The following is a 24,685-nucleotide window of genomic DNA, read 5'->3' on the forward strand; positions in this document are numbered from 1 at the left end:
CCCCAAACCCCACCCACCTCAAAGCGATACAAAAAACAAATACGACACGTCATTTTGTGTTTGATATTAATTTCTGTATCGCTTATAAAGTTCTCCATGCCTCAGAACAGATTCAAGGCGGGAGACAAAAAATGTACGCACAGCTAGTAGAAACAGGCGTAAAGCGCATAAAAGACCTCTCGGAAATGTCCGAAGAGGAACGCGCCTTCCAGGAAAAAATCGATTCAGAAATCAAGATCGAAGCCAAGAACTGGATGCCAGATGCCTACCGCCAGACCCTGATCCGGCAGATTTCCCAGCACGCCCACTCCGAAATCGTCGGCATGCTGCCCGAAGGCAACTGGGTCACCCGCGCGCCAAGCCTCAAACGCAAACTGCAACTGATGGCCAAGATCCAGGACGAAGCCGGCCACGGCCTGTACCTGTACAGCGCCATGGAAACCCTGGGCGCCGACCGCGATGAAGAGATCGCCAAGCTGCACAGCGGCAAGGCCAAGTACTCGAGCATCTTCAATTACCCGACGCTGAACTGGGCCGACATGGGTGCGGTGGGCTGGCTGGTGGACGGCGCGGCGATCGTCAACCAGGTGGTGCTGCAGCGCACCTCCTACGGCCCGTATTCACGGGCGATGATCCGCATCTGCAAGGAAGAGAGCTTCCACCAGCGCCAAGGCTACGAAATCCTCCTGACCATGATGCGCCACGGCAATCAGGCGCAAAAAGACATGGTCCAGGACGCGATCAACCGCCTGTGGTGGCCGTCGCTGATGATGTTCGGCCCGAGCGACGAACACTCGCCGAACAGCGCACAGTCCATGGCCTGGAAAATCAAGCGCCAGAGCAACGACGAACTGCGCCAGCGCTTCATCGACCAGACCATCCCGCAGCTGGAACTGCTGGGCTGCACCTGCCCCGACCCGGACCTGAAGTGGAACGCCGAACGCGGCCACTACGACTTCGGCGAAATCCAGTGGAACGAATTCTACGAAGTGCTCAAGGGCAACGGCCCGTGCAACCAGGAACGCGTCGCCACTCGCCGCAAGGCGATTGAAGACGGTGCCTGGGTTCGTGAAGCCGCCGTCGCCCACGCCCGCAAAAAACAAAACAAGAACGCCGCCTGATCCGGCCACCTGATGTGGAGTAACTGAAATGTCCGAGTGGACCCTCTTCGAAGTCTTCGTGCGCAGCAAGCACGGCCTGAACCACAAGCACGTCGGCAGCGTGCATGCCGCCGACACCACCATGGCCATCGAGAACGCGCGCGAGCTCTATACCCGTCGCAGCGAAGGCGTGAGCCTGTGGGTGGTGCCTTCGGCATTGATCACCGCTTCGTCGCCGGATGAGAAAGACCCGCTGTTCGATCCGTCGGACGACAAGGTTTACCGCCACGCCAGCTTCTACGAGCTGCCGGCCGAAGTCGGGCACATGTGAGGTCGACCATGGACAACAAGACTGATCTGATCGAATACCTGCTGCGCCTCGGTGACAGCGCCCTGATCCAGGGCCAGCGCCTGTGCCAGTGGTGCGGCAAGGCCCCGGCACTGGAAGAAGAACTGGCGCTGATGAACGTCGGCCTCGACCTGGTGGGCCAGGCGCGCAACTGGCTGGAGTACGCCGCCGAACTGCTGGACGACGGCCGCGACGCCGATCACCTGGCGTTCCGCCGCGACGAGCGCGCCTACCGCAACCTGCTGCTGGTGGAACAACCCAACGGCGACTTCGCGGTGACCATGCTCAAGCAGTTCCTGTATGACGCCTGGCACCTGGAAGTACTCAAGGGCCTGAGCCAATCCAGCGATGAACGCATCGCCGGCATCGCCGCCAAGGCCGTGAAGGAAGTCACCTATCACCTGCGCCGCTCCAGCGAATGGGTCGAGCGTCTGGGCGACGGTACTGAGGAAAGCCACAAGCGCATGCTCGCGGCCATCCCGGAAGTCTGGCGTTTCACCGTCGAACTGATCGCCGCCGATGACAGCGAGCAGCGCCTGTGTGAAGCCGGCATCACCCCGGATATCGCCACTGTCGCCAGCGCATGGCAAGCCAAGGTCGAAGCGATTTTCGCCAGCGCCACCCTGCCCGTTCCTGCGGCGCCAAACTATTTCTACCTGAATGCACGCAAAGGCCTGCACACCGAACACTTAGGGATTTTGCTGGCCGAGATGCAGTTCCTGCCACGAGCGTACCCCGATGCAACCTGGTGAGCTGATCGCCAGCGACCTCGGCGCCCGGCCGGCACAACCGACCGACCTGGCTGCCGCATGGGCGATTTTGGCAGAGGTCATGGACCCGGAAGTGCCGGTGGTCAGCGTGGTGGACCTGGGGATCGTGCGTGACCTGGATTGGCAGGCCGGTCACTTGCACGTGGTGGTCACGCCGACCTACTCCGGCTGCCCGGCCACCGAAGTGATCGAGGGCGATATTCGCGACGCACTGGAGCAGGCCGGTTTTCGCGCGCCGAACCTGGAGCGCCGCCTGACCCCGGCCTGGACCACCGACTGGATCAGCGACAGCGGTCGCGAACGCCTGCGCGCCTATGGCATCGCGCCACCCGATGGCAGCACCAGCAAACGCAGCCTGCTCGGTGAGAGTCCGGTGATCGCCTGTCCGCAATGCGGCAGCGCCCACACCGAGGTACTCAGCGAGTTCGGCTCCACCGCGTGCAAGGCCCTGTACCGCTGCGTCGATTGCCGGGAACCGTTCGACTATTTCAAGTGCATCTGAGCGGCGAATCGGCCGTCCCAGCTGGAGAACAACAATGAGCAAATTTCACAGCCTGACCATCAAGGACGTGCGCGCCGAGACCCGTGACGCGGTGTCCATCGCCTTCGAGATTCCGCAGGACTTGCAAGACAGCTTCCACTTCACCCAGGGCCAGCACCTGGTGATGCGCACGCAACTGGACGGCGAAGAAGTACGCCGCTCGTACTCGATCTGCACCGGGGTCAACGACGGTGAACTGCGCGTAGCGATCAAGCGCGTGGCCGGCGGTCGTTTCTCCGCGTTTGCCAACGAACAGCTGAAGGCCGGGCACAACCTGGAAGTCATGCCGCCCGCCGGGCACTTCAGCGTCGAACTCGACCCGGCGCGCCATGGCAACTACCTGGCGGTGGCGGCAGGCAGCGGCATCACGCCGATCCTGTCGATCATCAAGACCACCCTGGAAACCGAACCCAACAGCCGCGTGACCCTGCTGTACGGTAACCGCTCCAGCTCCGGCGCGCTGTTCCGCGAACAGCTTGAAGATTTGAAGAACCGCTACCTGCAGCGCCTGAACCTGATCTTCGTGTTCAGCCGCGAACAGCAGGACGTCGACCTGTACAACGGTCGGATCAACGCCGAGAAATGCGAGCAGCTGTTCAGCCGCTGGTTAAACGTCAAGGCCCTCGACGCCGCCTTCATCTGCGGCCCTCAGGAAATGACCGAGACCGTGCGCGACAGCCTCAAGGCCAAGGGCATGCAACCCGAGCGCATCCATTTCGAACTGTTCGCCGCCGCCGGTAGCGAGCAAAAGCGTGCCGCCCGCGAAGCCGCCCGCCAGGTCGATGCGGCGGCCAGCCAGATCACCGTGATCAGCGACGGCCGCGCCCTCGCCTTCGACCTGCCACGCAACAGCCAGAGCATCCTCGATGCGGGTAACGAACAAGGCGCGGAGCTGCCCTACTCGTGCAAGGCCGGCGTGTGCTCGACCTGCAAATGCAAGGTCATCGAAGGCGAAGTGGAAATGGACAGCAACCACGCCCTGGAAGACTACGAAGTGGCCGCCGGCTATGTGCTGTCGTGCCAGGCCTTCCCGATCAGCGACAAGGTGGTGCTGGATTTCGATCAGCTCTGAAACACCTGCACCACCCCCCTTGTAGGAGCGAGCATGCTCGCGATGAACCAGAGATCGCCGCGGGGTATCAGGCACCCCGCGTCATCTTTGACGACCATCGCGAGCAGGCTCGCTCCTACAGGGACAACAACAAAAACAACAAAGGAGAGTCACCATGAGCCCGCAAGACATAGAACTCATCCACCAGCACCCCGACTTCATCCAGTTGGTACGACGCAAGCAGAAACTCTACTGGTCGTTGTCGCTGATCATGCTGGTGATCTACTTCGGCTTCGTACTGCTGGTGGCTTTCTCCCCTTCTACCCTCGGCCAATCCCTGAGCGGCGGCGTGACCACCGTGGGCATGCTGGTGGGTGTCGTCATCGTCGGGCTGGCCTTTGCGCTGACCGGTTTCTATGTCTATCGGGCCAACAACGTGATCGACCCGCTGAATGAAAAACTCAAGCAGGAGTGCGCCCGATGAGCCGCCTTCTCGCGTTGTTCCTGCTGCCGCTGGCGGCTGTCACTGATTTTGCGATGGCCGCCGACGGCGCAACCCGCCCACTGAACTGGAACGCCATCGGCATGTTCCTGGTGTTCGTGCTGTTCACCCTCGGCGTGACCCGCTGGGCCGCCCTGCGCACCCGCTCGGCCAGTGATTTCTACACCGCCGGCGGCGGCATGACCGGCTTCCAGAACGGCCTGGCGATTGCCGGCGACATGATCTCGGCGGCGTCCTTCCTCGGCATTTCCGCGATGATGTTCCTCAACGGCTACGACGGTTTGCTCTACGCCCTGGGCGTATTGGCCGGCTGGCCGATCATCCTGTTCCTGATCGCCGAACGCCTGCGCAACCTCGGCAAGTACACCTTCGCCGACGTGGTTTCCTATCGCCTGGAACAGACCCCGGTGCGCCTGACCTCGGCCTTCGGCACCCTGACCGTGGCCCTGATGTACCTGGTGGCGCAGATGGTCGGCGCCGGCAAGCTGATCGAATTGCTGTTCGGCATCGACTACCTCTACGCGGTGATGCTGGTCGGCGTGCTGATGGTGTTCTACGTGACCTTCGGCGGCATGCTCGCCACCACCTGGGTGCAGATCATCAAAGCGGTGATGCTGCTGTTCGGCACCAGTTTCATGGCGTTCATGGTGCTCAAGCACTTTGGCTTCAGCACTGAGGCGATGTTTGCCGGTGCGACCGCTGTACATGCCAAGGGCAGCGCGATCATGGCGCCCGGCGGCTTGCTGTCCAACCCGATCGACGCGATATCCCTGGGGCTGGGCATGATGTTCGGCACTGCCGGCCTGCCACACATCCTGATGCGTTTCTTCACCGTCAGCGACGCCAAGGAAGCGCGTAAAAGCGTGTTCTACGCCACCGGTTTCATTGGTTACTTTTACTTGCTGCTGATCATCGTCGGCTTCGGCGCGATCGTCATGGTCGGCACTGATCCGTCGTACCGCGATGCCACTGGCGCGATCATTGGCGGCGGCAATATGGTCGCGGTACACCTGGCCCAGGCCGTCGGTGGCAACCTGTTCCTCGGTTTCATCTCGGCGGTGGCCTTCGCCACCATTCTGGCGGTGGTCGCCGGGCTGGCGCTGTCCGGCGCCTCGGCGGTGTCCCACGACCTGTATGCCTGCGTGATGCGCAAGGGTCAGGCCAGCGAGCAGCAGGAGATGCGCGTGTCGCGGATCGCCACGCTGTGCATCGGTGTGCTGGCGATCATCCTCGGCCTGCTGTTCGAATCGCAGAACATCGCCTTCCTCTCGGGCCTGGTGCTGGCCATCGCCGCGTCGGTGAATTTCCCGGTGCTGTTCCTCTCGATGTACTGGAAAGGCCTGACCACCCGTGGCGCTGTCCTCGGCAGTCTGTCCGGACTGGTCTCGGCGATTGTGTTGCTGGTGCTGAGCCCGGCGGTGTGGGTCAACGTGATGCATCACGACAAGGCACTGTTCCCGTACTCCAACCCGGCGCTGTTTTCCATGAGCCTGGCGTTCTTCAGTGCATGGCTGTTTTCCGTCACCGATACCTCGCCCCGTGCAGCCCATGAGCGCGGCCGTTATCTGGCGCAGTTCATCCGTTCGATGACCGGCATCGGTGCCTCTGGCGCCAGCAAACACTAATAACGACCGATCAGTTGGCAGGGAATAAAAATAATGAAACCCGCACGTACTGCACCTTGTGAATCTCTGTTTTCACTGGCCGCCGCATTGAGTCTGCCCATGATCGCCCCTTGCGCCATGGCCGACTTCATCGACGACAGCAAGGCCCGCATTGATATGCGCAACCACTACATCAACCGCGACTTCCGTCAGGACAACGCGCCGCAATCCAAGGCCGAAGAATGGGCCCAGGGATTCACTGCGCGCATCGAGTCCGGGTTCACCGACGGCACCTTCGGTTTCGGTCTCGACGCACTGGGCGAACTGGGGATCAAGCTCGACTCCAGTCCCGACCGTCGTGGCACCGGGCTGCTGCCGTTTGGCCCGCAGAGCCATGAGCCGGACGACGAGTACAGCGAGCTGGGCCTGACCGGAAAATTGCGGGTATCCAAAAGCGTGTTGAAACTCGGCACCCTGCAGCCCTTGTTGCCAGTGGCGACCTACAACGACACACGCCTGTTGGGTTCGACCTTTAAAGGTGGCTTGCTGACCAGCCAGGAAATCGACGGCCTGACGGTGAATGCCGGACGCCTGACCAAGGCCAACCTGCGGGACTCGTCCAGCAACGATGACATCGGCTTCGGCGCCGCCAGCAGCGATCACTTCGACTTCGGCGGCGGCAGCTACGCCTTCAGCCCACAACTGAACCTGAGCTACTACTACGGCAAGCTCGACCAGATCTATCGCCAGCAATTCGCCGGACTGGTGCATACGCAACCGCTGGGCAACGGCTTCAACCTGCGCAGCGACCTGCGTTATTTCGACAGCCGCGGCGACGGCGCCGAGCGGGCCGGGCGCATCGAAAACCGTAACTTCAACGGCATGTTCACGGTGTCCCACGGTGCCCACAAGGTCAGTGCCGCCTACCAGCAATTGTCCGGCGACAGCGCCTTTCCGTTCCTCAACGGCGGTGATCCGTACGTGGTCAACCTGGTGACTTTCAACACCTTTACCCGCGCCGACGAGGATTCCTGGCAGCTGCGTTACGACTACGACTTCGTCGCACAAGGCATTCCCGGCCTGACCTTCATGACCCGCTACACCGACGGCCGCCACGTCAAGGCGGGCACCGTCGACAACGGGCGCGAATGGGAGCGCGACACCGATATCAGCTACGTCATCCAGAGCGGTGTGTTCAAGAACGTCAGCCTGCGCTGGCGCAACGTGACCTTCCGTTCCGGCAATGGCTTGACTACCGCCCTCGATGAGAACCGGCTGATCGTCGGTTACACCGTGGCGCTTTGGTAATTCCGAAAGGGCGCGGTCACGGTCGCGCCACAACCCTTCATAATCAGGAGCAATCGTGATGTCCTCTTCACCTGCACTGCGTGCCCCCACCCTGCAAAGCTTTATCGCCGGCCGCTGGATCGGCCAACAAGGCGCGCAGATCCTGCGCAGCGCCATCGACGGCCATGAAATCGCCCGTACCCACGAAGAACGCCCGGACTTCGCCGAAGCCATCGAACACGGTCGCCGCCAAGGCGTCAGCGGCCTGATGGCGCTGGACTTCCAGCAACGCGCCCAGCGTCTCAAGGCCCTGGCCCTGTACCTGAGCGAGCGCAAGGAACAGCTCTACGCGATCTCCCACCACAGCGGCGCGACCCGCGCCGACAGCTGGATCGATATCGAAGGCGGCAACAGCACGCTGTTCACCTACGCCAGCCTCGGCTCGCGCGAGCTGCCGTCGGGCAACGTCGTCCACGAAGGCCCGGCGCTGCAGTTGAGCAAAATGGGCACCTTCGCCGGCACCCACATCCTGGTGCCTCGCGGTGGCGTCGCGGTGCACATCAACGCCTTCAACTTCCCGATCTGGGGCATGCTGGAAAAATTCGCCCCGAGCTTCCTTGCCGGCATGCCGTGCATCGTCAAGCCAGCCAGCGCCACCAGCTACCTGACCGAAGCCGTGGTGCGCCTGATGGACGAATCCGGCCTGTTGCCAGCGGGCAGCCTGCAACTGATCATCGGTGGTACCGGCGACCTGCTTGACCGCCTGCAAGGCCAGGACGTGGTGACCTTCACCGGTTCCGCCGACACCGCGGCCAAGCTGCGGGTCAACCCGAACCTGATCCGCAACTCGGTGCCGTTCACCGCCGAAGCCGACTCGCTGAACTGCGCGATCCTCGCTCCGGATGTCACTCCGGATGACGAAGAGTTCGAGCTGTTCATCAAGGAAGTCGCCCGGGAAATGACCACCAAGGCCGGGCAGAAATGCACCGCCATCCGCCGCGCCATCGTCCCGGCCAAGCACATCGATGCAGTCGCTACGCGCCTGCGTGATCGCCTGGCCAAAGTGGTGGTGGGCGATCCGTCGGTGGAAGGCGTGCGCATGGGTGCATTGGCCTCCCACGATCAGCAGAAAGACGTGGCCGAGCGCCTGGAAAGCCTGTTGCAGAGCAGCGACCTGCTGTTCGGTGCTCGCGATGGTTTCGAACCGCGTGGCGTGAACGTCGACAAGGGCGCATTCTTCGCCCCGACCCTGTTGCAGGCCCGCGATCCGCACGCTGAAGGTGGCGCTCACGACATCGAAGCGTTCGGCCCGGTCAGCACCCTGATGGCCTACGACGATCTCGACGAAGCATTGGCGCTGGCCGCACGCGGCAAAGGCAGTCTTGTCGCCAGCCTGGTGACCAAGGATCCGCAAATTGCTGCCAAAGCCGTTCCGGTCGCAGCTGCATTGCACGGTCGTCTGTTGGTGCTGGATCGCAACTGCGCCGGCGAATCCACTGGCCACGGCTCGCCGCTGCCACAACTCAAGCACGGCGGTCCGGGTCGTGCCGGCGGCGGTGAAGAACTCGGCGGCTTGCGTGCGGTGAAACACTACCTGCAACGCGCGGCGGTGCAAGGTTCGCCAACCATGCTGGCAGCGGTCACCGGCGAGTACGTGCGCGGCGCCAAGGTCATCGAAACCGACGTGCATCCGTTCCGTCGCTACTTCCAGGACCTGCAGATCGGCGAGTCGTTGCTGACCCACCGTCGCACCGTCACCGAAGCGGATCTGGTGAACTTCGGTTGCCTCTCGGGCGACCACTTCTACATGCACTTCGACGACATCGCGGCCAAGGAATCGCAGTTCGGCAAGCGCATCGCCCACGGTTACTTCGTGCTGTCGGCAGCGGCCGGCCTGTTTGTGTCGCCGGCACCCGGCCCGGTACTGGCCAACTATGGTCTCGACACCCTGCGCTTCATCAACCCGGTAGGCATCGGCGACACCATCCAGGCCCGCCTGACCTGCAAGCGCAAGATCGACCAGGGCAAGAAGAGTCCGCAAGGCATCCCGCAAGGAGTGGTGGCGTGGGATGTGGAAGTCACCAACCAGTTGGGTGAACTGGTGGCGAGCTATGACATTTTGACCCTGGTGGTCAAACGCGAGGATTGATCAGGCTTCATGGTTGGCCACAAATCTTGTGGTCAACCAGCAACCCCTGTAGGAGCGAGCCTGCTCGCGATGGAGGTCAACGATAACGCGGGCAGTCTGACTGAACGCGCTGTCTGGACGTTCTTCGCGAGCAGGCTCGCTCCTACAGGGGTAGAGGCGATTCAGGCGTCAATTGGCGTAGGACATTTCTGTTTTTCCTAGGCTTCGGTTATGCCCGTTGTACCTCACCCACAACTCACTCCCCCCGTTTTGCGGATACAAGTTCCACAGGTCCCAGGACATTTCCGGGCAAGGTCTTCGGAGATTTCCCTCGAATTGTGGCGATTTGCGTGAACTGGTTTGAAAGGTGCTCAATCGATAGTCTTTCGGGGATCACTGAAATTCAGTGGTGGGGTGTAGGAACCTCCAGAATCTGAAAGCGCTCTGGCGTCATTGCCTGGTTTGCGGCCGTTAAAATGCGCCCGTAAGATCAGCTGCGGCGGCCATGTACGGGCACGCTTCGGCGTGGTCGAGAGGTGCTCTCAGATCTCGATTTCCTACCCCGTACATGGCTGCCACCCCGGCCCGTAGGAAAGGCTTTTGGCAGCTCCATTTTCTTTATGAGAGCTCGAAACCATGAAAACCATTCACCCCGATCCACCCTACGAAAACCCAACTCCACACCCCGACAACCGCTTCATGGCACTCACCAGCAATTGCAGTGAAATGCCCACCCTCTTCGTCGACACCCATGCACCGCTCGACGTCCTGATGGACGCCGCCAACTACCGAATCCGAGCCGTCACCCAAGTACTGGAAAACCTGTCCATGCGCGGCTCGATCGAGTGCGAATCCTTCATCCTCAGCGACTTTTCATTGCTCTGCGCCATCCCGTTGCGCGATGGCTGTGATGTGCTGGATGTGGTCGGGCGAAGGTTGCGGGCACGCTGACCAGCCCTGTAGGAGCGAGCCTGCTCGCGATGGAGGCCAACGATAACGCGGGTGGTCTGACTGAACGCGCCGTCTGGACGTTCTTCGCGAGCAGGCTCGCTCCTACATTTGATCTGTGTTCGGCTGAAACTCTCAGTGCTTGCGCACGGTTTCCGGCGAGATGCTCATCCGGCTGGCGGTAGAACTCACTCGTCAGAACTACGTTCAAGGCTTCTGGTTCAAAAGTGGTGATGCAGGCATCAACACCGTGCCCCACAGACCCGCCGCAGCCGCGCCGCCACTGAAGATGAATTGCGGCCCCGCACCGCGCTGAATCGCCTGCGCCCCGGCAGCGACGGCTAGCCAAGGCGAAGCGCAGCCTGGATGACCCAGCATTGCATCGAGGTTGCACAATCCCGGCCTGTTGACTGACATGGCGACTTCAGACAACACGCCTGCAATGGCGGCAGCCCGTCGCGCGTCGATACCCACTCGCCAAACCCGCTCGATTGATGTCGATTCAAGCGGCACCCAATCAAGAGCCTGGCGCGTAGCGTAAAGCAGGTCATCGGCGGTGGGCTTGCGCTCCTGCTCCGGGCGGTGAAGAAAGGCCATTGGCGGTAATGTGGTTTGCGTCAGACGGTTGCCAAACAACAACCCGACGGCGGCTTCCGCCGCACCTTCAGGCTGCTGCGGCGCAAACTGCACGGCCACCACCAGCAGCATCGCTCGATCACCAACACGCTGATCGAGCCAATAGTCCAGTGCCGCCAGCCCGCTGCCATCGACGGAATTTATGGGCTGGCGAATGCCGGATTCGCGCCATGCCTGTAGCCAAACTCGGCGCCATTGCTTCTCCGGCAAACCGGTATCGACATCCAGCAACAGGGCCAGTGGTTGATCAGCAGGCAACTGCACCAAAGTGGGTGCAAGGTCGGCGAGCGTCTGCGCCAAAATACTCAGCAATACCGCTTCCGGGTTTTCATCTGCATCGCATGAGAAACAACTATGGCGAAGCGTCGCTCCATCGATCCTGGACGCTTGTGACTTCAGCACCGTCGTCCCACTCAACAGAGCCTCCAGCTGTATTGCCAGTTCATCCTCAGGTGCTCGAAGCGCGGTCTGCAAGCTCACGCCCAACACCTGCTGCGATCGACGCCCCTGACGAATCTTGCGGATCAGGTCTTCTTCACGAGCTTCATCCCAACCATCGGCGGCACCATGTTCGCCCGCGTGCAACAGCACTCGCCCGAATCCCAGCACGCACCAGCCCAGGATTGGAATGCCCAAAGCCAAGCGCCAGAAATCCGAAGGCCGCTGGGGTAAGGTTTCGTCACCGAACAACAGCGTCGCTCCTGCGCCCAGCAAACAGCTCAGCAACAACAGGCCGAGCCAAAGTAAAAAGCGAGGTGGTTTAGGGCGGAGTGCGGGTGGGGGAATTTTATCCAGTCTGATTGGCATGCTTTCACCTAGCTCGCCGAAAAATCAATCGATTTGCACTGCCCCCATCTCGTAATCATCTTTACTTTTGCTTGGTATGAGACCTTGCACCATCCGGCCGTCGAATCCTCCACTAAAACTCTGTCCCCTTTGATTAGATACATCTTGCTTGAATACTGCGGAAGCGGCTCCGAAGCCCCCTCATAAAGAAATGTTTTCTCCAAAACGGTGCCTGTGATTTTTTTGTCAGCAGTGATGGTGCTAAACAATGGCGAGCTAACCGCTTCTTCAACACTCTTTTTATCTTTGTAAGGATATACATACGTCGAGTGCCCTTGCTCATCGACAGTATCCCCACCTAAATCAAAAAAACGAGTACGTTTTTTGTCGAGAAGTAGAGTATTCCCCTCTCGCCTAATAACACTGACGCTGTAGATATCACTTATCGAATCCCACGATTTTGGCACTTCCATACGATGAATAACAAACAGCATTTCTTCGAGCACTCCGTCAACGGGGAGAAAGAATGCGTCGGTGATTTTCCCTTCTGTACCTGCGTATGGAAATTCATGAACAAGTTTTGGGGTGCCAGATGAAATAACTGAATAGAGGGATATTCCATCAGGATCACGCGATAGTTGCCCTTCGGTTTGCGCATCTGATTTTGTGTAGACAATACATGCATTCACCCTATCTACATCGATAGAGCTATAAGCCTCCCGAAGACCAATACCGATGCACTTATTCGCACCGGGTATTTTTGCTTGTCCAAGCTCTACCACCTGTAGACCTTGATATGCATCATCAGTTAAGTAATTTTTTCCAGGAAGTTTACAATCCTTATTGAAAACCTTCTCACCTTGCTTTCTGGCAACGACCTTGTAACCAGACATGGTAAAACGCTCAAATGAATAAATGTATTCCCCACTAACAAACCGAAGAGCACTACCGATGGTTTCAGGATTGATAGAGGTATAAATTGTGAACATTCCTTTTGGCGGTATTTTTTTCTCTGGGTATTGCATTTCCACCTTTGCCAGACCAATGCCGTAGGACGGTTTCCCATAGCGATACTGTACATAACCACTTTCAGGAGATGTATTCGAATTCGCACAAATTGAAGCCACCTTTCCATCGTAGTCGTATTCGTCCGAGCTAGTATTAAAGGCGCAACTGATATAAATATCCTCGCCGTCTTCGCACATTGTTGTATTTATATCCACGTACGGATCCTTCGCCCAAACTTTTAGCTGAACGAAAGACACTACAACCAAGCAAAATATTAATATTATTTTCAATTTAAACTCCCTTTAATCCAAAGATCGCTAAAATTGGCTCTTCTATCAGCGTGGCTTTTGGTATGTTTGTTTACAACATCGGTTATTAAATCCACAACCTCAGAACAACTACCCTTATCGGCTATTTTATATAACTCATTATTCATCCAGAAGCTTACAGCTGATCGGACTGCATATTTCATGTCCAGCAGCAAGTCTGGATTTGCAACAAAATCAACTTGATCATCAGACCACTGCGCTGAATGCTTTGAGTGCCAACGCTGAAACGATTTGTAATTATCTAATCCTGTCAACTGTTTCAAACCTCGCCCTCTATACCTCCATCCATCACCGCTTGAAACCCCTCGATTGCCAAGCTCGTCGCGCCCCCCATAAGCGCCATTGGCAATGGCCTCAAAATCTGCTCTGGACATAGGCACGCCGTTTTCTTTGATTTTTCCCACTTTAACTTTGTACCCATATCGCCTTGCTTCTTCAGGGTTTTTCCGGAAGTAACTGAACAATTGAATTAACGCACCGGCCTCATAGGCAAAGTTTTCATCTACCGATAGTTCCTCCCCTGTTTCTTGCTTTATCTGCGCAAAAAAGTGAGCTCTTCGCAAAGGAGTATCCAACTTGAAAAAATCGATATTTTCATTTAACTCATCCGCGATTTTTTGCAAGTCACCGTACCGACTTTCACGGAGATTCGGATAAATACTCCTCATGACTTCAAGGGAAAACTTAAATCGGTTACCGCCAAAAAACCCCAGCAACCCAATCGGATGAAAGTGATACGCACTCCCCCACGAAGGCAACCCCACTTTCTCCGCGACGTCCCTCCACCATCCTATCTGCGCAATCCGCTGCTTCTCCGCCAGCCAGTGCAGATGCGGCGTCGAGCCGCTATGACCGAGCAAATCATCCAGTGCGTCCCAGATCTTGGGCTGGTGAAACCACTCGCTTTCCTTGTACAGGATCATCTGCGAAATCGACTGCGCATGAGCCGGTCGCTCAAGGGCCGCTTGCAGTTCGGTGGCCGTCATCTTGCCGTCGCGGTTGCGATCGATGATTTCGTACAAGCGGCTTTTCATCGGGCCCTTGTCGTCTTTTTCGGCGATGGGACGATAACGCTCGCGTTGCGCGTCGCTGAAGCCGTCGACGGCGCTGAGAAAGGAGGCCAACAAGTGTTTGGGTCTGCTGTAGTCGATGATGACGCCATAGCCTTCCCAGGCCCACGGACTGACCCAAGGCGTTACGCCTGTCTCTTCACACACCCAGCCATCGAGCAGACGGTTGTCGGCGTCGTGGAGCAAATTTTCCAGGCGATACCAGGTGCGGGCTTTGCGCGTCGGGGTCGCGGGCACCTGGATTTTTCGGTCTGCCGGCAGATCATTGAGCAACTTCTTCGGGACCAGCAAGTCGGCAGCACTGAGTGGACTGGAAGGACTCGACATCTGCAATTGCGCAGCGGTGGTATTTCCTTCAGGCGGCACCACGGGTGTGCCCTTGGCGAGCTTCAGCCAGGTTCTGTCTTTCTCCGGCAGGCGTTGGGCCCAAACCCGGCATTCGTCGATGAACGTCTCGATGTCATCGCCAGTGAAGGTTTCCAGGTGCAGCTTCTTTTCCGGTTGTTGAGCGTCACCGTCCTGATACAGGCCGAGATGGCCGATCAAGTCTCCCGCCTTGATCGCCACGGGCTGCTCCAGCACCACGACCTGATCTTTCGCTAGTGGCTCAATGGCGCCGTCCAGCGAATCAAAACTCACATACTGGTTGATGCGTTCAAGCTTGCGAAACTCGCCCTCGCCACTGACCGTGACCTCCGAATCAACCGCTAAATTGAAAATGATGTTATCCGCAGCAATCACCGGTTCGGCCCGGACATTGACGGTTTTCTTCGACGAACTGATGCGGGTCTGTTTGAGGTCCGGGTTTTGGAGCACCTGGATAGAGAGATAACCTTTGATCGAACCATCGGGGTTTAGCAGTTTGGCCGGTCCCAGGCTGCTCTCCAACTGGCGAAATTGCCCGGTGCCGCTGATGGTCACTTCGGCGCCTCGCGGCAGAAAATCGATTTCCCGGCCGTGCCACCGGTTATACACCTTCAGACCACGCTGCTCGTGCTGCCCGGGGAGAGGGTCGTTCGCTGTCTGCTTGACAATAAAGGTCGCACGCTCAGGCCAGAATGCCGGGCGGGCGATGGTCGAGTCCTGCTGATACTTCCCCCAATCCTGCAAATGCAGGTAGAGGCTGTAGAAGGTCAGGCTCGGTGGAATGTCCGGGCTGCCATCGATCTTCGGTGGCTGCAGGCGATGGCGCACCAGGACGAAATTGCGCGAGAAGGGTTTTTCTACCGTTTCTTTGTCGAAAAAGCCTGTGGTCGGCGACTGTGTGTCGATGCGGTAGGCCACCACTTCACCGTCGGCCAGGCAGTGCACACTGGATTGATCGAGGGTGCTAGCAGTACCGCTGTCGAAATGCACGCCGCCGTGCCACAGGCCGTTGCGTCCGAGTGGATAGTAGCCAGCCACCGCTTTGGCCAGGTGGGTCAGTTGATCCAGCGGATTGCCTTTGGCCTTGAAGGGATGGCACCAGTTTTTCACCGGTTGCAGCGTGGCAGTCTCGGACACCGGAGGCGGGGGTGGGGGGAAGAGGCTGGCCTTGGCCAGCGGCGAGATCGGGAGGCTCGGCCGCTCAAATTGAGGGGGCTTGCGGTTGTGGTGAAATCCAAAAAAACGGGAAAGCAAACTGACCATGTTGAGTATTGCTCCTTGTCTGGCATGAGCAGGCAAACGAGGAGGCTTATATTTCCACCCTCGTTCAAGCGCTCGAGAGCTTTCAGGAGGCTGGCAGAGGTTGGAAGAGGATGCTTCTGAGGCGCGGGTAGGATGCGTCCGAAAATGATTCTGTAGGGATTTTTACTGGCTTGGTGCAGGAGTGTTGCGCGATGGCTGTGATGTGCTAGGTGTGGTCGGGCGAAGGTTGCGGGCACGCTGACCAGCCCTGTAGGAGCGAGCCTGCTCGCGATGGAGGCCAACGATAACGCGGGCGGTCTGACAGAAAGCGTCGTCTGGACGTTCTTCGCGAGCAAGCTCGCTCCTACAGGGTTATCGGTGTGTCAGGTGATCAATGCTTGCGCAACCACTCGATAAACAGCGCAAACAACTCCGACTGCGACCCCACCTCCAGTTTCAGGTACAGGTTCTTGCGGTGCATGCGCACGGTTTCCGGTGAGATGTTCATCTGGCTGGCCGTGGATTTCACCGAATGCCCGCGCAGCACCATGTGCGCCACTTCCCGCTCGCGCTCGGTGAGCACGTCGCTGCCGAAATGCTCGAAAGCCGACTGCACCCGGAGCTTGAGGTCATCGCGCAGGCCCTGGTCTTTATCGCACTGGATCTCGTGACTGCGCAGCATCCCGCGTTGACTGAACTCGTTGATGAATTCGCGCACCAGCGGTTCGACGGCGCGCAGCAGATTCAACTGTTCGGCGCTCAGGCATTCACCGCCGAAACCTTGATAGAGGCTGACCGAAATCTTCGTGTCATTGCCGGTATCGACGATGTAGTAGCTGTCTTCCGAACAGCCCGCATTCAGGTAATAGGTCTTGTAGTAGTCACTGTCGAAGAAGTTGTCCGGCGCGATTTCCTCCAGGTGATAGAACCCTTGCGCCAATCCCTGCTCCACCGCCAGGCAAAATGGGTCAAGCAGATAGCCCCCGGAAAAATAGCGCTCAAGAATCGAGACCTGATACTCCTGGGCAATCCCGCGCTGATGCAGCAACTGTGGCGCGCGGTCCTTGCGCTCCAGGCTGATCATCATCGACTCGACGGACACCAGTTGCGCCAACGCTGACGCCAGGTGTTGCAGGGCGTCAGGCTCATCGATATGGGCGAATGCCTCGCGCATTCCCCCATGCCATTTGTGCAATGCCCCGAAGGGCATTGCGATCAGCGTATCGTCGTTTGGTTTGCTCATGCCCCGCAGTCTAGCGGGTGAACAGGGCCTTGGTAAAAGCCTGGCGGATGAAGTCATTGGCCGAAATACTGGCCGCTCTGCTCAAGCTCGGCCGCCACTTCAAGGATGCACACCCGCAGGGTCTCGACGATTTCATCAACCTGGGCAAACGTCAGGATCAACGGCGGCGACATCACGTTGAGGTGCATGATCGGTCGCACCAGCAAGCCCCGGGCCTGGGCCCGCGAGTGGATTTTCTCGCCGATGTTGATCTCATCGGGGAACAGCGCCTTGGTGCGTTTATCGGCGACGAATTCCACGCAGGCCATGAGTTTCTGGCAGCGCACATCGCCCACCAATGGCAAGTCGCGCAGGGTTGCCAGACGCTCTTCCAGGTAGGCCCCCACCGTGTCGACATGGGCCAGCAGGTTTTCCCGCTCGATGATTTCGATGTTCTTCAGCGCCGCCGTGCAGCACACCGGGTGGCCGCTGTAGGTGAAGCCGTGGGTGAAGCAGCGGCCCTTGCCCGGCTCGGCGATGACTTTCCAGATACGCTCGGAAAAGATGCACGCACCCAGCGGCAGGTAGGCTGAGGTCAGGCCCTTGGCAGTGGTGATGATGTCGGGCTGCACGTCGAACACATCATAAGAGGCAAAGAACTTGCCCAGGCGCCCGAACGAGGTCACCACTTCGTCAGCGACGAACAGGATGTCGTAGCGCTGGCAGACGTCCCACATGCGCTTGAGATAGCCCCGGGGTGGAATGATCACCCCGCCCGAGCCCATGATCGGCTCGGCGAAAAACCCGGCGACCTTGTCCGCGCCAATCGACAGGATCTTGTCTTCGAATTCCTTGACCAGGAACTCGAGGAACTGCATCTCGTCCATGCCGTCGGGCGCACGGTACGGGTTCGGGTTGGAGACGTGGTGGATCAGCGGGTTGGCGTAATCGAACTCCGGCACACGGTCGGCGGCCTTGTTGCCGATCGACATGGTCAGGGTGGTGGAGCCGTGATAGGCGTTGAACCGGGCGATGACGTGCTTCTTCTCGGGTTTGCCACGGCAGTTCTGGTAGTACTGGATCAGGCGGTACGCGGTGTCCACGGCGGTGGAGCCGCCGGTGGTCAGGAACACATGGTCGAGGTCGCCGGGGGCCAGGCTGGCGAGTTTTTCGCACAGCTGGATGGCGACGTTGTTGGACATGTCGGAAAACGGGTTCGAATAGGCCAGCTGGCGCACCTGGTCGGCGATGGCCTCGGCCATTTCCTCGCGACCCAGGCCGATGTTGGTGCACCACATGCCGCCCACCGCATCGAGAAAGCGGTTGCCCTGGGTGTCATAGATGTAGGCGCCGTCGCCTGCGACGATGTTCAACGAACCTTGTTCGGCGTGTTCGTCGAACATGTGGTAGCCGTGCATGTGATGGGCTTTGTCGGCCTTGACCAGCCGGGACTCGTCCGCCGGCGAAAGTACGGTGCGTGTTGGAGTCGCCATAAATAAACCTCTAACCGAATTGACTAACGATCGAACAAATCAGATGCCGCTTTTCACGGTGCTCCAGACCCGGGTAATCGCCCGCATGTCCTTGGCGTCCTGGGTCTTCTGCGGGAACAGACGCTCGCGGGTCTGTGCATCGGGGTAGATGGCCGGGTTGTTGCGCACGTCGGCATTCAGCAACGGCGTGGCTGCGGCGTTACTGTTGGCGTAGTTGATGAAATCACTGACGTCGGCCATCACTTGCGGCTGCATCAGGTACTCAAGAAACTTGTGCGCGTTGGCGACGTGGGTCGCGTCGGCCGGGATGTACATGTTGTCGAACCAGATCAGCGAGCCCTCCTTGGGGATGAAGTACGCCAGGTCGATCTTCTTCTTGGCTTCTGCCGCACGGGCCATGGCAGTGGCGTAGTCGCCGGACCAGGTCATGGCCATGCACACGTCGCCATTGGGCAGGCTGGTCAGGTAATTGACCGAGTCGAATTTGCGGATGTACGGCCGCACGGACAGCAGCAGTTCCTGGGCGGCTTTCAGATCCGCCGGTGCAGCGCTTCGCGGATCGCGACCCAGGTAGGTCAAGGCCATGGGGATGACTTCGGTCGGCGCATCGAGCAGGGTCACGCCGCAATCGGCAAACTTCGAGACGATCTTTGGATCGAAAATCATCGCCAGCGAACCGATGGGCGCGTCCGGCATGCGTTCCTTGATCTTGTCAACGTTGTAGGTCACGCCGTTGCTACCCCAGGTGTACGGCGCCGAGTACTGGGTGCCGGGGTCATAGCCTTGCAGGTCCTCGAGGATTTTGGGGTCGAGGTTGGTCCAGCCCGGCAGCTGTTTTTTATCCAGCGCCTGGAACACCTTGGCCTTGATCAGCGGCGGCGCAAGCGACGCGTTCAGTACGATCAGGTCATAACCGGAATGGCCGGTGAGCAACTTGGCCTGCACCGTTTCATAGGAGTCGAAGGTGTCGTAGACCACCTTGATGCCGGTGGCCTTTTCGAAATCGGCGATGGTTTTCTCACCGATGTAGTCCGCCCAGTTATAGAGCCGCAGCGTATTGCTGTCGTCCACTTGAGCGGCGTAGGCATTCAAGGTCAGCGGTACAATAAACAGACTGGAAATCACCTTAAGCAGCGTCTTGCCCATAGCAAATGCACCTTATAGCGAGTTCGGCTCTGGATGAGCGGATGCCCTCACTATTGGTGGATTCGCCGGACGGAACCATACCCCGAATGGGTGTGTGTCGTTTTTGGCTCACCGGCATGGCAAAAAGCGGCAGCGCAGTTGACCCGTTTTGCCATAGATCCGGGGTTTGTCCGGCGCTTAAAGTGGCAGCCTGAACCGACCCTGCGGAGCCTGCGATGACCGACCTGATCAAACACGAGCAACGCGACGGCGTGTTGACGCTGACCATCGACCGCCCGGACAAGCTCAACGCGTTGAATAACGCCATGTACACGCAACTGGCCGACCTGTTGCAGGCTGCGGACGAAGACGCGCAGACCGGTGTAATCATCCTCACTGGCGGCCCGGCCTGCTTTACCAGCGGCAATGACCTGGTGGATTTCCTCCAACATCCGCCGACGCATCTGGACGCCCCGGCGTTCCGCCTGATGAAAGTCGTCACTCGCCTGCAAAAGCCGCTGATCGCGGCAGTCTGTGGGGCCGCCATCGGCATCGGCACCACGTTGCTGTTGCATTGCGATCAGGTGCTGGTCACCCGCAACGCCAAGTTGCGCATGCCGTTCGTCAACATCGGCCTGTGCCCCGAGTTTGGCGCCAGCCTGTTATTGCCACGCCGGCTCGGCCATGCCCGCGCTGCGAGCCTGCTCCTGTTGGGCAACGGCCTGGACGGCAACGAAGCGGTGGCCTGGGGCCTGGCCAACGAAGCCTTCGATGACGGCGAACAATGCCTGGCGGCGGCGACAACAATCGCCCGGCGCTTTTTGGCCATGCCCCAGCAGGCTTTGCGCCAATCGCGGCAACTGATGAAACAGGCTTCCCTGGCCGAACTGGAAGCCACCCTGCGCGAAGAAAACACACTGTTCATCCAGCGCTTGAACACCGACGAGGCGAAAACCGCCTTGAACGCCCTGCTCAATCGCAGTACAGACAAGAATCCACCGAAAGGAAACCAGCCATGAACACTCCAGAAATCTACGTCGTCAGCGCCACCCGTACCGCCATCGGTACCTTCGGCGGTTCGCTCAAGGACGTGCCACTGGCCGACCTGGCGACCACGGCCGTAAAAACCGCCCTGGAGCGAGCCGCCGTGGACCCGGCGCTCGTTGGCCATCTGGTGATGGGCAACGTGATCCCGACCGAAACCCGTGACGCCTACATCTCCCGCGTTGCGGCGATGAACGCCGGCATTCCGAAGGAAACCCCGGCCTACAACGTCAACCGCCTGTGCGGTTCGGGCCTGCAGGCCATCATCAACGCTGCGCAGACCCTGATGCTGGGCGATGCCGACATCGTCGTGGGTGCCGGTGCCGAATCCATGAGCCGCGGTCCATACCTGATGCCTTCGGCCCGTTGGGGTTCGCGCATGGGCAACGCCCAGGTCATCGACTACATGCTCGGGATCCTGCATGACCCGTTCCATGGCATCCACATGGGCATCACCGCCGAGAACGTCGCCCAGCGCAATGGCATCACCCGCGAAATGCAGGATGCCCTGGCTCTCGAAGACCAGAAACGCGCCGCCCATGCGATTGCCAACGGCTACTTCAGCGAGCAGATCGCTACCGTGGAAATCCAGGATCGCAAGGGCACCAAACTGTTCAGCGTCGACGAGCATCCGCGCGCCACGTCCCTGGAACAACTGGCTGCGATGAAGCCGGCGTTCAAGAAGGACGGCTCGGTCACCGCCGGCAACGCCTCGGGCCTGAACGACGGTGCCGCCGCACTGGTCATGGCCACCGGCAACGCGGTTCAGGCCAATAACCTGAAACCGCTTGCCCGCCTGGTCAGCTATGCCCACGCCGGCGTCGAACCGGAATTCATGGGCCTGGGCCCGATTCCGGCCACGCGCCTGGCGCTCAAGCGCGCTGGCCTGACCATCGCCGACCTGGACGTGATCGAAGCCAACATCGCCTTTGCCGCCCAGGCCTGCGCCGTCAGCCAGGAGCTGGATCTGGACCCGGCCAAGGTCAACCCGAACGGTTCGGGGATTGCGTTGGGTCACCCGGTGGGTGCAACCGGTGCCATCATCGCCACCAAGGCTATCCACGAACTGCACCGCACTGGTGGCCGTTATGCGCTGGTGACCATGTGCATTGGTGGTGGTCAGGGGATTGCGGCGATTTTTGAGCGGGTTTGATAGCTGCACATTTGGAGTGGGTGCATATCCATTTCTGCGGTAACGGCCACTGATGGTTCCGCCCTGACGGCGGGTTACTTTGGAAAAGCCCCAAAGTAACCAAAAGGCTTTGCCCCTGACGTTCGGTGCCTCGCCAAGGCTCGGCATTCCCTCGCTCCGGTCCTGCTCCGTGGGCCCGCCGCGATCGGCCATCCATGGCCGTACGCGGCTAACCCGGCATCCATGCCGGGTTGCCCACTGCGCAGAACCTCCACTCGGCCTCTCGAGGGGGCGTATACCTCAAAAGCCAAAGCAAAAGCAAAAGCCAGGCGGCCTTCGGGCCGACCTGGCTTTGGCTGGTGCCACCAATACCTGTGGGAGCGGGCTTGCCCGCGATGGACGTCAACGATAACGCGGGGTGTCTGGGCATTTTTTCGCGAGCAGGCTCGCTCCTACAAAAAGCACGCGTTCGCTTCAGCTCAGACCGGGCTGATAACCAACCAATTTCTTGAAGTTGCCCCCCAATCAAACTGTAGGAGCGAGCCTGCTCGCGATGGACTTCAACGATGACGCGGGGTGCCTGAATGCCCGCGGTGTCTGGGCATTTTTCGCGAGCAAGCTCGCTCCTACAGAAAATTGAGTACAGCCACGAAAGCCAGGTCGGCCCGCAGGCCGCCTCGCTTTGGCTTTTGCTTTTGATCTGCCCTGCCCCGTCGGAAGGCCGAGCGCAGGTTCTGCGCAGTGGGCAACCCGGCATGGATGCCGGGTTAGCCGCGTACGGCCATGGATGGCCGATCGCGGCGGGCCCACGGAGCAGGACCGGAGCGAGGGAACCCTGAGCCCAGGCGAAGGGCCGTACGTCAGGGGATAGGCCCTTTGGTTACTTTGGGGCCCCAAAGTGACCCGCCGTAAAGGCGGAACCAATAGTGGCCATCACCACAATAATGGATATGTACACAGTCGCTGCCCCCATAAAAAAACGGGCAGACGAGGTGCGGCTCGTCTGCCCGCCTAAACGGGAAAACCCTGAGAAAGTGGTGTGAAGCCTCAACTGCCCTGCGGCACCAACCGCAGCCCCTTGCGCGCCACCTGCTGACCCGGTTCGAAGCGGTCGTTGGGCGAGCGTACAGTGCTGATTTCACCTTGGGCGTCCTTCACTTCATAAGCAGTTTCCGTGAGACCAGTGGTTTGCTGAATCGAACCACCGGCAAAAAACCCGACACCGGCACCGACCAATGCACCAACAGGCCCACCCACTGCGCCCACCATCAAACCGGTCAGCGCACCGTAACCTTTGCCAGCAGTGGTATCGGGCACTTCGCGCACGACCTGGTCGGCCATGCACAGGGGGGAAAGCAACAGGCAGAGCGTGAATCCGAGGGGAATGGAGTGAGACATGGCAAATTCCTTCTTCGGGTCAATGCCATATCAAAATCACAAAACATGCCATTTAACGAATCGTTGTATATCAATAAGTTAATTTTACGAGAGTCATACTGACCACAAAAAAATAGAGTCAGTATGACTACATCGAGGTCACAATGACTTGCTCCAGGTCAAAAGATTGCAGCCTCGGAGTGCCTTGATGTTTTCCCCCGCAACTGGTCGCTTTCCATCAATCCACCCGCCTCTCTGCCCCCTAGATTAGGACCCACAACAAAGCCGTACCGTGCGGCGCAAGGCACCGAGGAGAGCCCCCATGCAACCCATTCACAACCTCAAGACCCAAAGCTCGATCGACGGCTGGGACCACCAGGACCCGGAAGAAGCCTTCACCCTGCCCTCGCGTTACTTCTATGACGAAACCCTGTTCAAGGCCGAGCGCGACAACATTTTCATGCACGCCTGGCACGTGGCCGGGCACGTCAGCGAGTTTGCCGAGCCGGGGCAGTACGTGGTCACGGATCTGTTCGACCAGAGCGTGGTGGTGGCGAAGAATCGTCAGGGCCAGATCCATGCCTTCCACAACGTTTGCCAGCATCGCGGCAATCGCCTGCTCGAAGAACGACGCGGCACCACCGGCGGCGTGGTGCGTTGCGCCTATCACTCGTGGTGCTACGAAATGGACGGCAGCCTGCGCAGCGCACCGCGTTGCGAGAAGATGAAAAACTTCGAGTTGCAGCAGTTCAACATCCCGCAGATTCGCACCGAAGAATTGGGCGGTTTCATCTATTTCAACCTCGACCCGGCCGCGCCGTCCTTGCGGGACTTGTTCCCCGGCGCCGACGAGGAAATGCGCCGGGTGTTTCCGGACCTGGCCAACATGCGCCTGATCGAGGAACAGGACGTGATCGTGCCGGCCAACTGGAAGGTGATCATGGATAACTCCATCGAGGGTTATCACTTCAAGCTGTCCGGGCCCTGCCATATCGACCTGGCGAAGTTGATCGACTTCAAGGGTTATCAGTTGAGCAAACGCGACAACTGGTGGACCTACATCGCCCCGGCCAACCTCTCGGTGACCGAAGCCTACGGTGTGCCCCTGCGCAAGGACCTGAACCCGGACGAATGCTTCTTCAACATCGGCATGTGGCCGAACAACACCTTCTATACCTTTCCGTTTTCGGAGTTCCTGGGCTCATTCATCATGATCCCGCTGGACGCCGAACGCTCGCTGCTGCGCTTCGGTTACTACTCAAGCAATGCCGAAACGGCGGCGGTCAGTACATCGTGCATGAAGTGGATGAACGAAGATCTGGGGCCGGAGGACATCGCACTGAACATCTCGGTGCAGAAAGGCCTGCGCTCGCTCGGTTACGACCAGGGGCGCTACATGATCGATGCCCAGCGCAGCAATGAAAGCGAGCACCTGGTGCATCACTTTCACCGGTTGGTGTTTAACGGGATTCATGGATCGACCGCGAATTGACCGGACGAATGCAGTCCCTGTGGGAGCGGGCTTGCTCGCGAATGCGGTGTGTCAGTCGATGGTTTCATTGCCTGATGCATCGC

20 protein-coding genes are annotated in these 24,685 nt (G+C 59.2%); 13 read left to right on the plus strand and 7 right to left on the minus strand.

Translation table 11 applies throughout. From position 1 onward, the window contains the following. Nucleotides 1–131: 131 nt before the first annotated feature. The 10 genes from paaA to ACCD00_RS24155 all read left to right on the plus strand — a co-directional run bounded on the left by paaA (nt 132) and on the right by ACCD00_RS24155 (nt 10,283). Nucleotides 132–1,121 carry a 1,2-phenylacetyl-CoA epoxidase subunit PaaA gene (gene paaA, locus ACCD00_RS24110; protein ID WP_413427848.1) on the plus strand — a complete coding sequence of 330 codons (990 nt, stop codon included), beginning with the start codon at nt 132–134 and terminating at the stop codon, nt 1,119–1,121. 28 nt (nt 1,122–1,149) lie between these two features. Further along, complete coding sequence (gene paaB / locus ACCD00_RS24115; protein ID WP_007943393.1) at nt 1,150–1,431, plus strand: 1,2-phenylacetyl-CoA epoxidase subunit PaaB; 282 nt, start codon at nt 1,150–1,152, stop codon at nt 1,429–1,431. 8 nt (nt 1,432–1,439) lie between these two features. Then, the gene (gene paaC, locus ACCD00_RS24120) at nt 1,440–2,201 is read left to right on the plus strand and encodes a 1,2-phenylacetyl-CoA epoxidase subunit PaaC (protein WP_413427849.1); all 762 of its coding nucleotides are present in this window, start codon (nt 1,440–1,442) and stop codon (nt 2,199–2,201) included. Further along, entirely contained in the window at nt 2,188–2,721 is a 534-nt protein-coding gene (gene paaD / locus ACCD00_RS24125; protein ID WP_413427850.1) for a 1,2-phenylacetyl-CoA epoxidase subunit PaaD, read from the plus strand. The genes paaC and paaD overlap by 14 nt, the downstream gene beginning before the upstream one ends. A 34-nt stretch (nt 2,722–2,755) precedes the next feature. Then, nucleotides 2,756–3,832 (plus strand): 1,2-phenylacetyl-CoA epoxidase subunit PaaE, encoded by a 1,077-nt coding sequence (gene paaE / locus ACCD00_RS24130; protein ID WP_413427851.1) that lies wholly within the window; start codon nt 2,756–2,758, stop codon nt 3,830–3,832. A 154-nt stretch (nt 3,833–3,986) separates the two neighbouring features. Continuing rightward, nucleotides 3,987–4,295, plus strand: a complete 309-nt coding sequence (locus ACCD00_RS24135; protein WP_413427852.1) for a DUF485 domain-containing protein — start codon at nt 3,987–3,989, stop codon at nt 4,293–4,295. After that, nucleotides 4,292–5,938 (plus strand): cation acetate symporter, encoded by a 1,647-nt coding sequence (locus ACCD00_RS24140; protein WP_413427853.1) that lies wholly within the window; start codon nt 4,292–4,294, stop codon nt 5,936–5,938. The genes ACCD00_RS24135 and ACCD00_RS24140 overlap by 4 nt, the downstream gene beginning before the upstream one ends. Nucleotides 5,939–5,971: 33 nt before the next feature. After that, nucleotides 5,972–7,225 carry an OprD family porin gene (locus tag ACCD00_RS24145; RefSeq protein ID WP_413427854.1) on the plus strand — a complete coding sequence of 418 codons (1,254 nt, stop codon included), beginning with the start codon at nt 5,972–5,974 and terminating at the stop codon, nt 7,223–7,225. 58 nt (nt 7,226–7,283) lie between these two features. Further along, nucleotides 7,284–9,353, plus strand: a complete 2,070-nt coding sequence (gene paaZ, locus ACCD00_RS24150; RefSeq protein WP_413427855.1) for a phenylacetic acid degradation bifunctional protein PaaZ — start codon at nt 7,284–7,286, stop codon at nt 9,351–9,353. Nucleotides 9,354–9,968: 615 nt separating this feature from the next. Further along, nucleotides 9,969–10,283: a hypothetical protein gene (locus ACCD00_RS24155; RefSeq protein WP_413427856.1), complete on the plus strand. Its 315-nt coding sequence runs from the start codon at nt 9,969–9,971 to the stop codon at nt 10,281–10,283. Nucleotides 10,284–10,487: 204 nt separating this feature from the next. Here the strand turns inward: ACCD00_RS24155 and ACCD00_RS24160 are convergent, their stop codons facing one another. From ACCD00_RS24160 to ACCD00_RS24185, 6 genes are all read right to left on the minus strand, one after another. Further along, nucleotides 10,488–11,723 carry a hypothetical protein gene (locus ACCD00_RS24160; protein ID WP_413427857.1) on the minus strand — a complete coding sequence of 412 codons (1,236 nt, stop codon included), beginning with the start codon at nt 11,721–11,723 and terminating at the stop codon, nt 10,488–10,490. 8 nt (nt 11,724–11,731) lie between these two features. Continuing rightward, the gene (locus ACCD00_RS24165) at nt 11,732–12,925 is read right to left on the minus strand and encodes a hypothetical protein (RefSeq protein WP_413427858.1); all 1,194 of its coding nucleotides are present in this window, start codon (nt 12,923–12,925) and stop codon (nt 11,732–11,734) included. A gap of 71 nt (nt 12,926–12,996) precedes the next feature. After that, complete coding sequence (locus ACCD00_RS24170; protein WP_413427859.1) at nt 12,997–15,738, minus strand: glycoside hydrolase family 19 protein; 2,742 nt, start codon at nt 15,736–15,738, stop codon at nt 12,997–12,999. 370 nt (nt 15,739–16,108) lie between these two features. Beyond that, nucleotides 16,109–17,017: a helix-turn-helix domain-containing protein gene (locus ACCD00_RS24175; RefSeq protein ID WP_413427860.1), complete on the minus strand. Its 909-nt coding sequence runs from the start codon at nt 17,015–17,017 to the stop codon at nt 16,109–16,111. After that, nucleotides 17,014–18,432, minus strand: a complete 1,419-nt coding sequence (locus ACCD00_RS24180) for an aminotransferase (RefSeq protein ID WP_413427861.1) — start codon at nt 18,430–18,432, stop codon at nt 17,014–17,016. Before ACCD00_RS24180 ends, ACCD00_RS24175 begins: the two co-directional genes overlap by 4 nt. Before the next feature lie 39 nt (nt 18,433–18,471). Further along, nucleotides 18,472–19,578: a polyamine ABC transporter substrate-binding protein gene (locus ACCD00_RS24185; RefSeq protein WP_413427862.1), complete on the minus strand. Its 1,107-nt coding sequence runs from the start codon at nt 19,576–19,578 to the stop codon at nt 18,472–18,474. A gap of 215 nt (nt 19,579–19,793) precedes the next feature. Here ACCD00_RS24185 and ACCD00_RS24190 point away from each other — a divergent pair, with 215 nt between their 5' ends. After that, nucleotides 19,794–20,576, plus strand: coding sequence for an enoyl-CoA hydratase-related protein (locus ACCD00_RS24190; RefSeq protein ID WP_413427863.1), 783 nt, complete (start codon nt 19,794–19,796; stop codon nt 20,574–20,576). Then, a complete protein-coding gene (locus tag ACCD00_RS24195) occupies nt 20,573–21,754 on the plus strand; it encodes an acetyl-CoA C-acyltransferase family protein (protein WP_413427864.1) in 1,182 nt (393 codons plus the stop codon). Before ACCD00_RS24190 ends, ACCD00_RS24195 begins: the two co-directional genes overlap by 4 nt. Nucleotides 21,755–22,780: 1,026 nt before the next feature. On the opposite strand, the gene ACCD00_RS24200 is transcribed toward ACCD00_RS24195, so the two are convergent. Further along, nucleotides 22,781–23,131 carry a hypothetical protein gene (locus ACCD00_RS24200; RefSeq protein WP_413427865.1) on the minus strand — a complete coding sequence of 117 codons (351 nt, stop codon included), beginning with the start codon at nt 23,129–23,131 and terminating at the stop codon, nt 22,781–22,783. A gap of 301 nt (nt 23,132–23,432) precedes the next feature. On the opposite strand from ACCD00_RS24200, the gene ACCD00_RS24205 reads away from it, so the two are divergent. Further along, nucleotides 23,433–24,602 carry an aromatic ring-hydroxylating oxygenase subunit alpha gene (locus ACCD00_RS24205; protein WP_413427866.1) on the plus strand — a complete coding sequence of 390 codons (1,170 nt, stop codon included), beginning with the start codon at nt 23,433–23,435 and terminating at the stop codon, nt 24,600–24,602. Nucleotides 24,603–24,685: the final 83 nt, after the last annotated feature.

The sequence above is a fragment of the Pseudomonas sp. Pseusp3 genome (assembly GCF_047304225.1).
GTDB lineage: Bacteria > Pseudomonadota > Gammaproteobacteria > Pseudomonadales > Pseudomonadaceae > Aquipseudomonas > Aquipseudomonas fluorescens_CD.

What these genes read in the sequence shown, in the direction of transcription:
- ACCD00_RS24135 (WP_413427852.1), top strand. Translation starts at nt 3,987, where the DNA reads ATGAGCCCGCAAGACATAGAACTCATCCACCAGCACCCCGACTTCATC.
- paaB (WP_007943393.1), top strand. Translation starts at nt 1,150, where the DNA reads ATGTCCGAGTGGACCCTCTTCGAAGTCTTCGTGCGCAGCAAGCACGGC.
- ACCD00_RS24155 (WP_413427856.1), top strand. Translation starts at nt 9,969, where the DNA reads ATGAAAACCATTCACCCCGATCCACCCTACGAAAACCCAACTCCACAC.
- ACCD00_RS24170 (WP_413427859.1), bottom strand. Translation starts at nt 15,738, where the DNA reads ATGGTCAGTTTGCTTTCCCGTTTTTTTGGATTTCACCACAACCGCAAG.
- ACCD00_RS24185 (WP_413427862.1), bottom strand. Translation starts at nt 19,578, where the DNA reads ATGGGCAAGACGCTGCTTAAGGTGATTTCCAGTCTGTTTATTGTACCG.
- ACCD00_RS24175 (WP_413427860.1), bottom strand. Translation starts at nt 17,017, where the DNA reads ATGACTTCATCCGCCAGGCTTTTACCAAGGCCCTGTTCACCCGCTAGA.
- ACCD00_RS24140 (WP_413427853.1), top strand. Translation starts at nt 4,292, where the DNA reads ATGAGCCGCCTTCTCGCGTTGTTCCTGCTGCCGCTGGCGGCTGTCACT.
- ACCD00_RS24200 (WP_413427865.1), bottom strand. Translation starts at nt 23,131, where the DNA reads ATGTCTCACTCCATTCCCCTCGGATTCACGCTCTGCCTGTTGCTTTCC.
- ACCD00_RS24195 (WP_413427864.1), top strand. Translation starts at nt 20,573, where the DNA reads ATGAACACTCCAGAAATCTACGTCGTCAGCGCCACCCGTACCGCCATC.
- ACCD00_RS24145 (WP_413427854.1), top strand. Translation starts at nt 5,972, where the DNA reads ATGAAACCCGCACGTACTGCACCTTGTGAATCTCTGTTTTCACTGGCC.
- paaE (WP_413427851.1), top strand. Translation starts at nt 2,756, where the DNA reads ATGAGCAAATTTCACAGCCTGACCATCAAGGACGTGCGCGCCGAGACC.
- paaZ (WP_413427855.1), top strand. Translation starts at nt 7,284, where the DNA reads ATGTCCTCTTCACCTGCACTGCGTGCCCCCACCCTGCAAAGCTTTATC.
- ACCD00_RS24190 (WP_413427863.1), top strand. Translation starts at nt 19,794, where the DNA reads ATGACCGACCTGATCAAACACGAGCAACGCGACGGCGTGTTGACGCTG.
- ACCD00_RS24180 (WP_413427861.1), bottom strand. Translation starts at nt 18,432, where the DNA reads ATGGCGACTCCAACACGCACCGTACTTTCGCCGGCGGACGAGTCCCGG.
- ACCD00_RS24205 (WP_413427866.1), top strand. Translation starts at nt 23,433, where the DNA reads ATGCAACCCATTCACAACCTCAAGACCCAAAGCTCGATCGACGGCTGG.
- paaA (WP_413427848.1), top strand. Translation starts at nt 132, where the DNA reads ATGTACGCACAGCTAGTAGAAACAGGCGTAAAGCGCATAAAAGACCTC.
- paaD (WP_413427850.1), top strand. Translation starts at nt 2,188, where the DNA reads ATGCAACCTGGTGAGCTGATCGCCAGCGACCTCGGCGCCCGGCCGGCA.
- ACCD00_RS24160 (WP_413427857.1), bottom strand. Translation starts at nt 11,723, where the DNA reads ATGCCAATCAGACTGGATAAAATTCCCCCACCCGCACTCCGCCCTAAA.
- paaC (WP_413427849.1), top strand. Translation starts at nt 1,440, where the DNA reads ATGGACAACAAGACTGATCTGATCGAATACCTGCTGCGCCTCGGTGAC.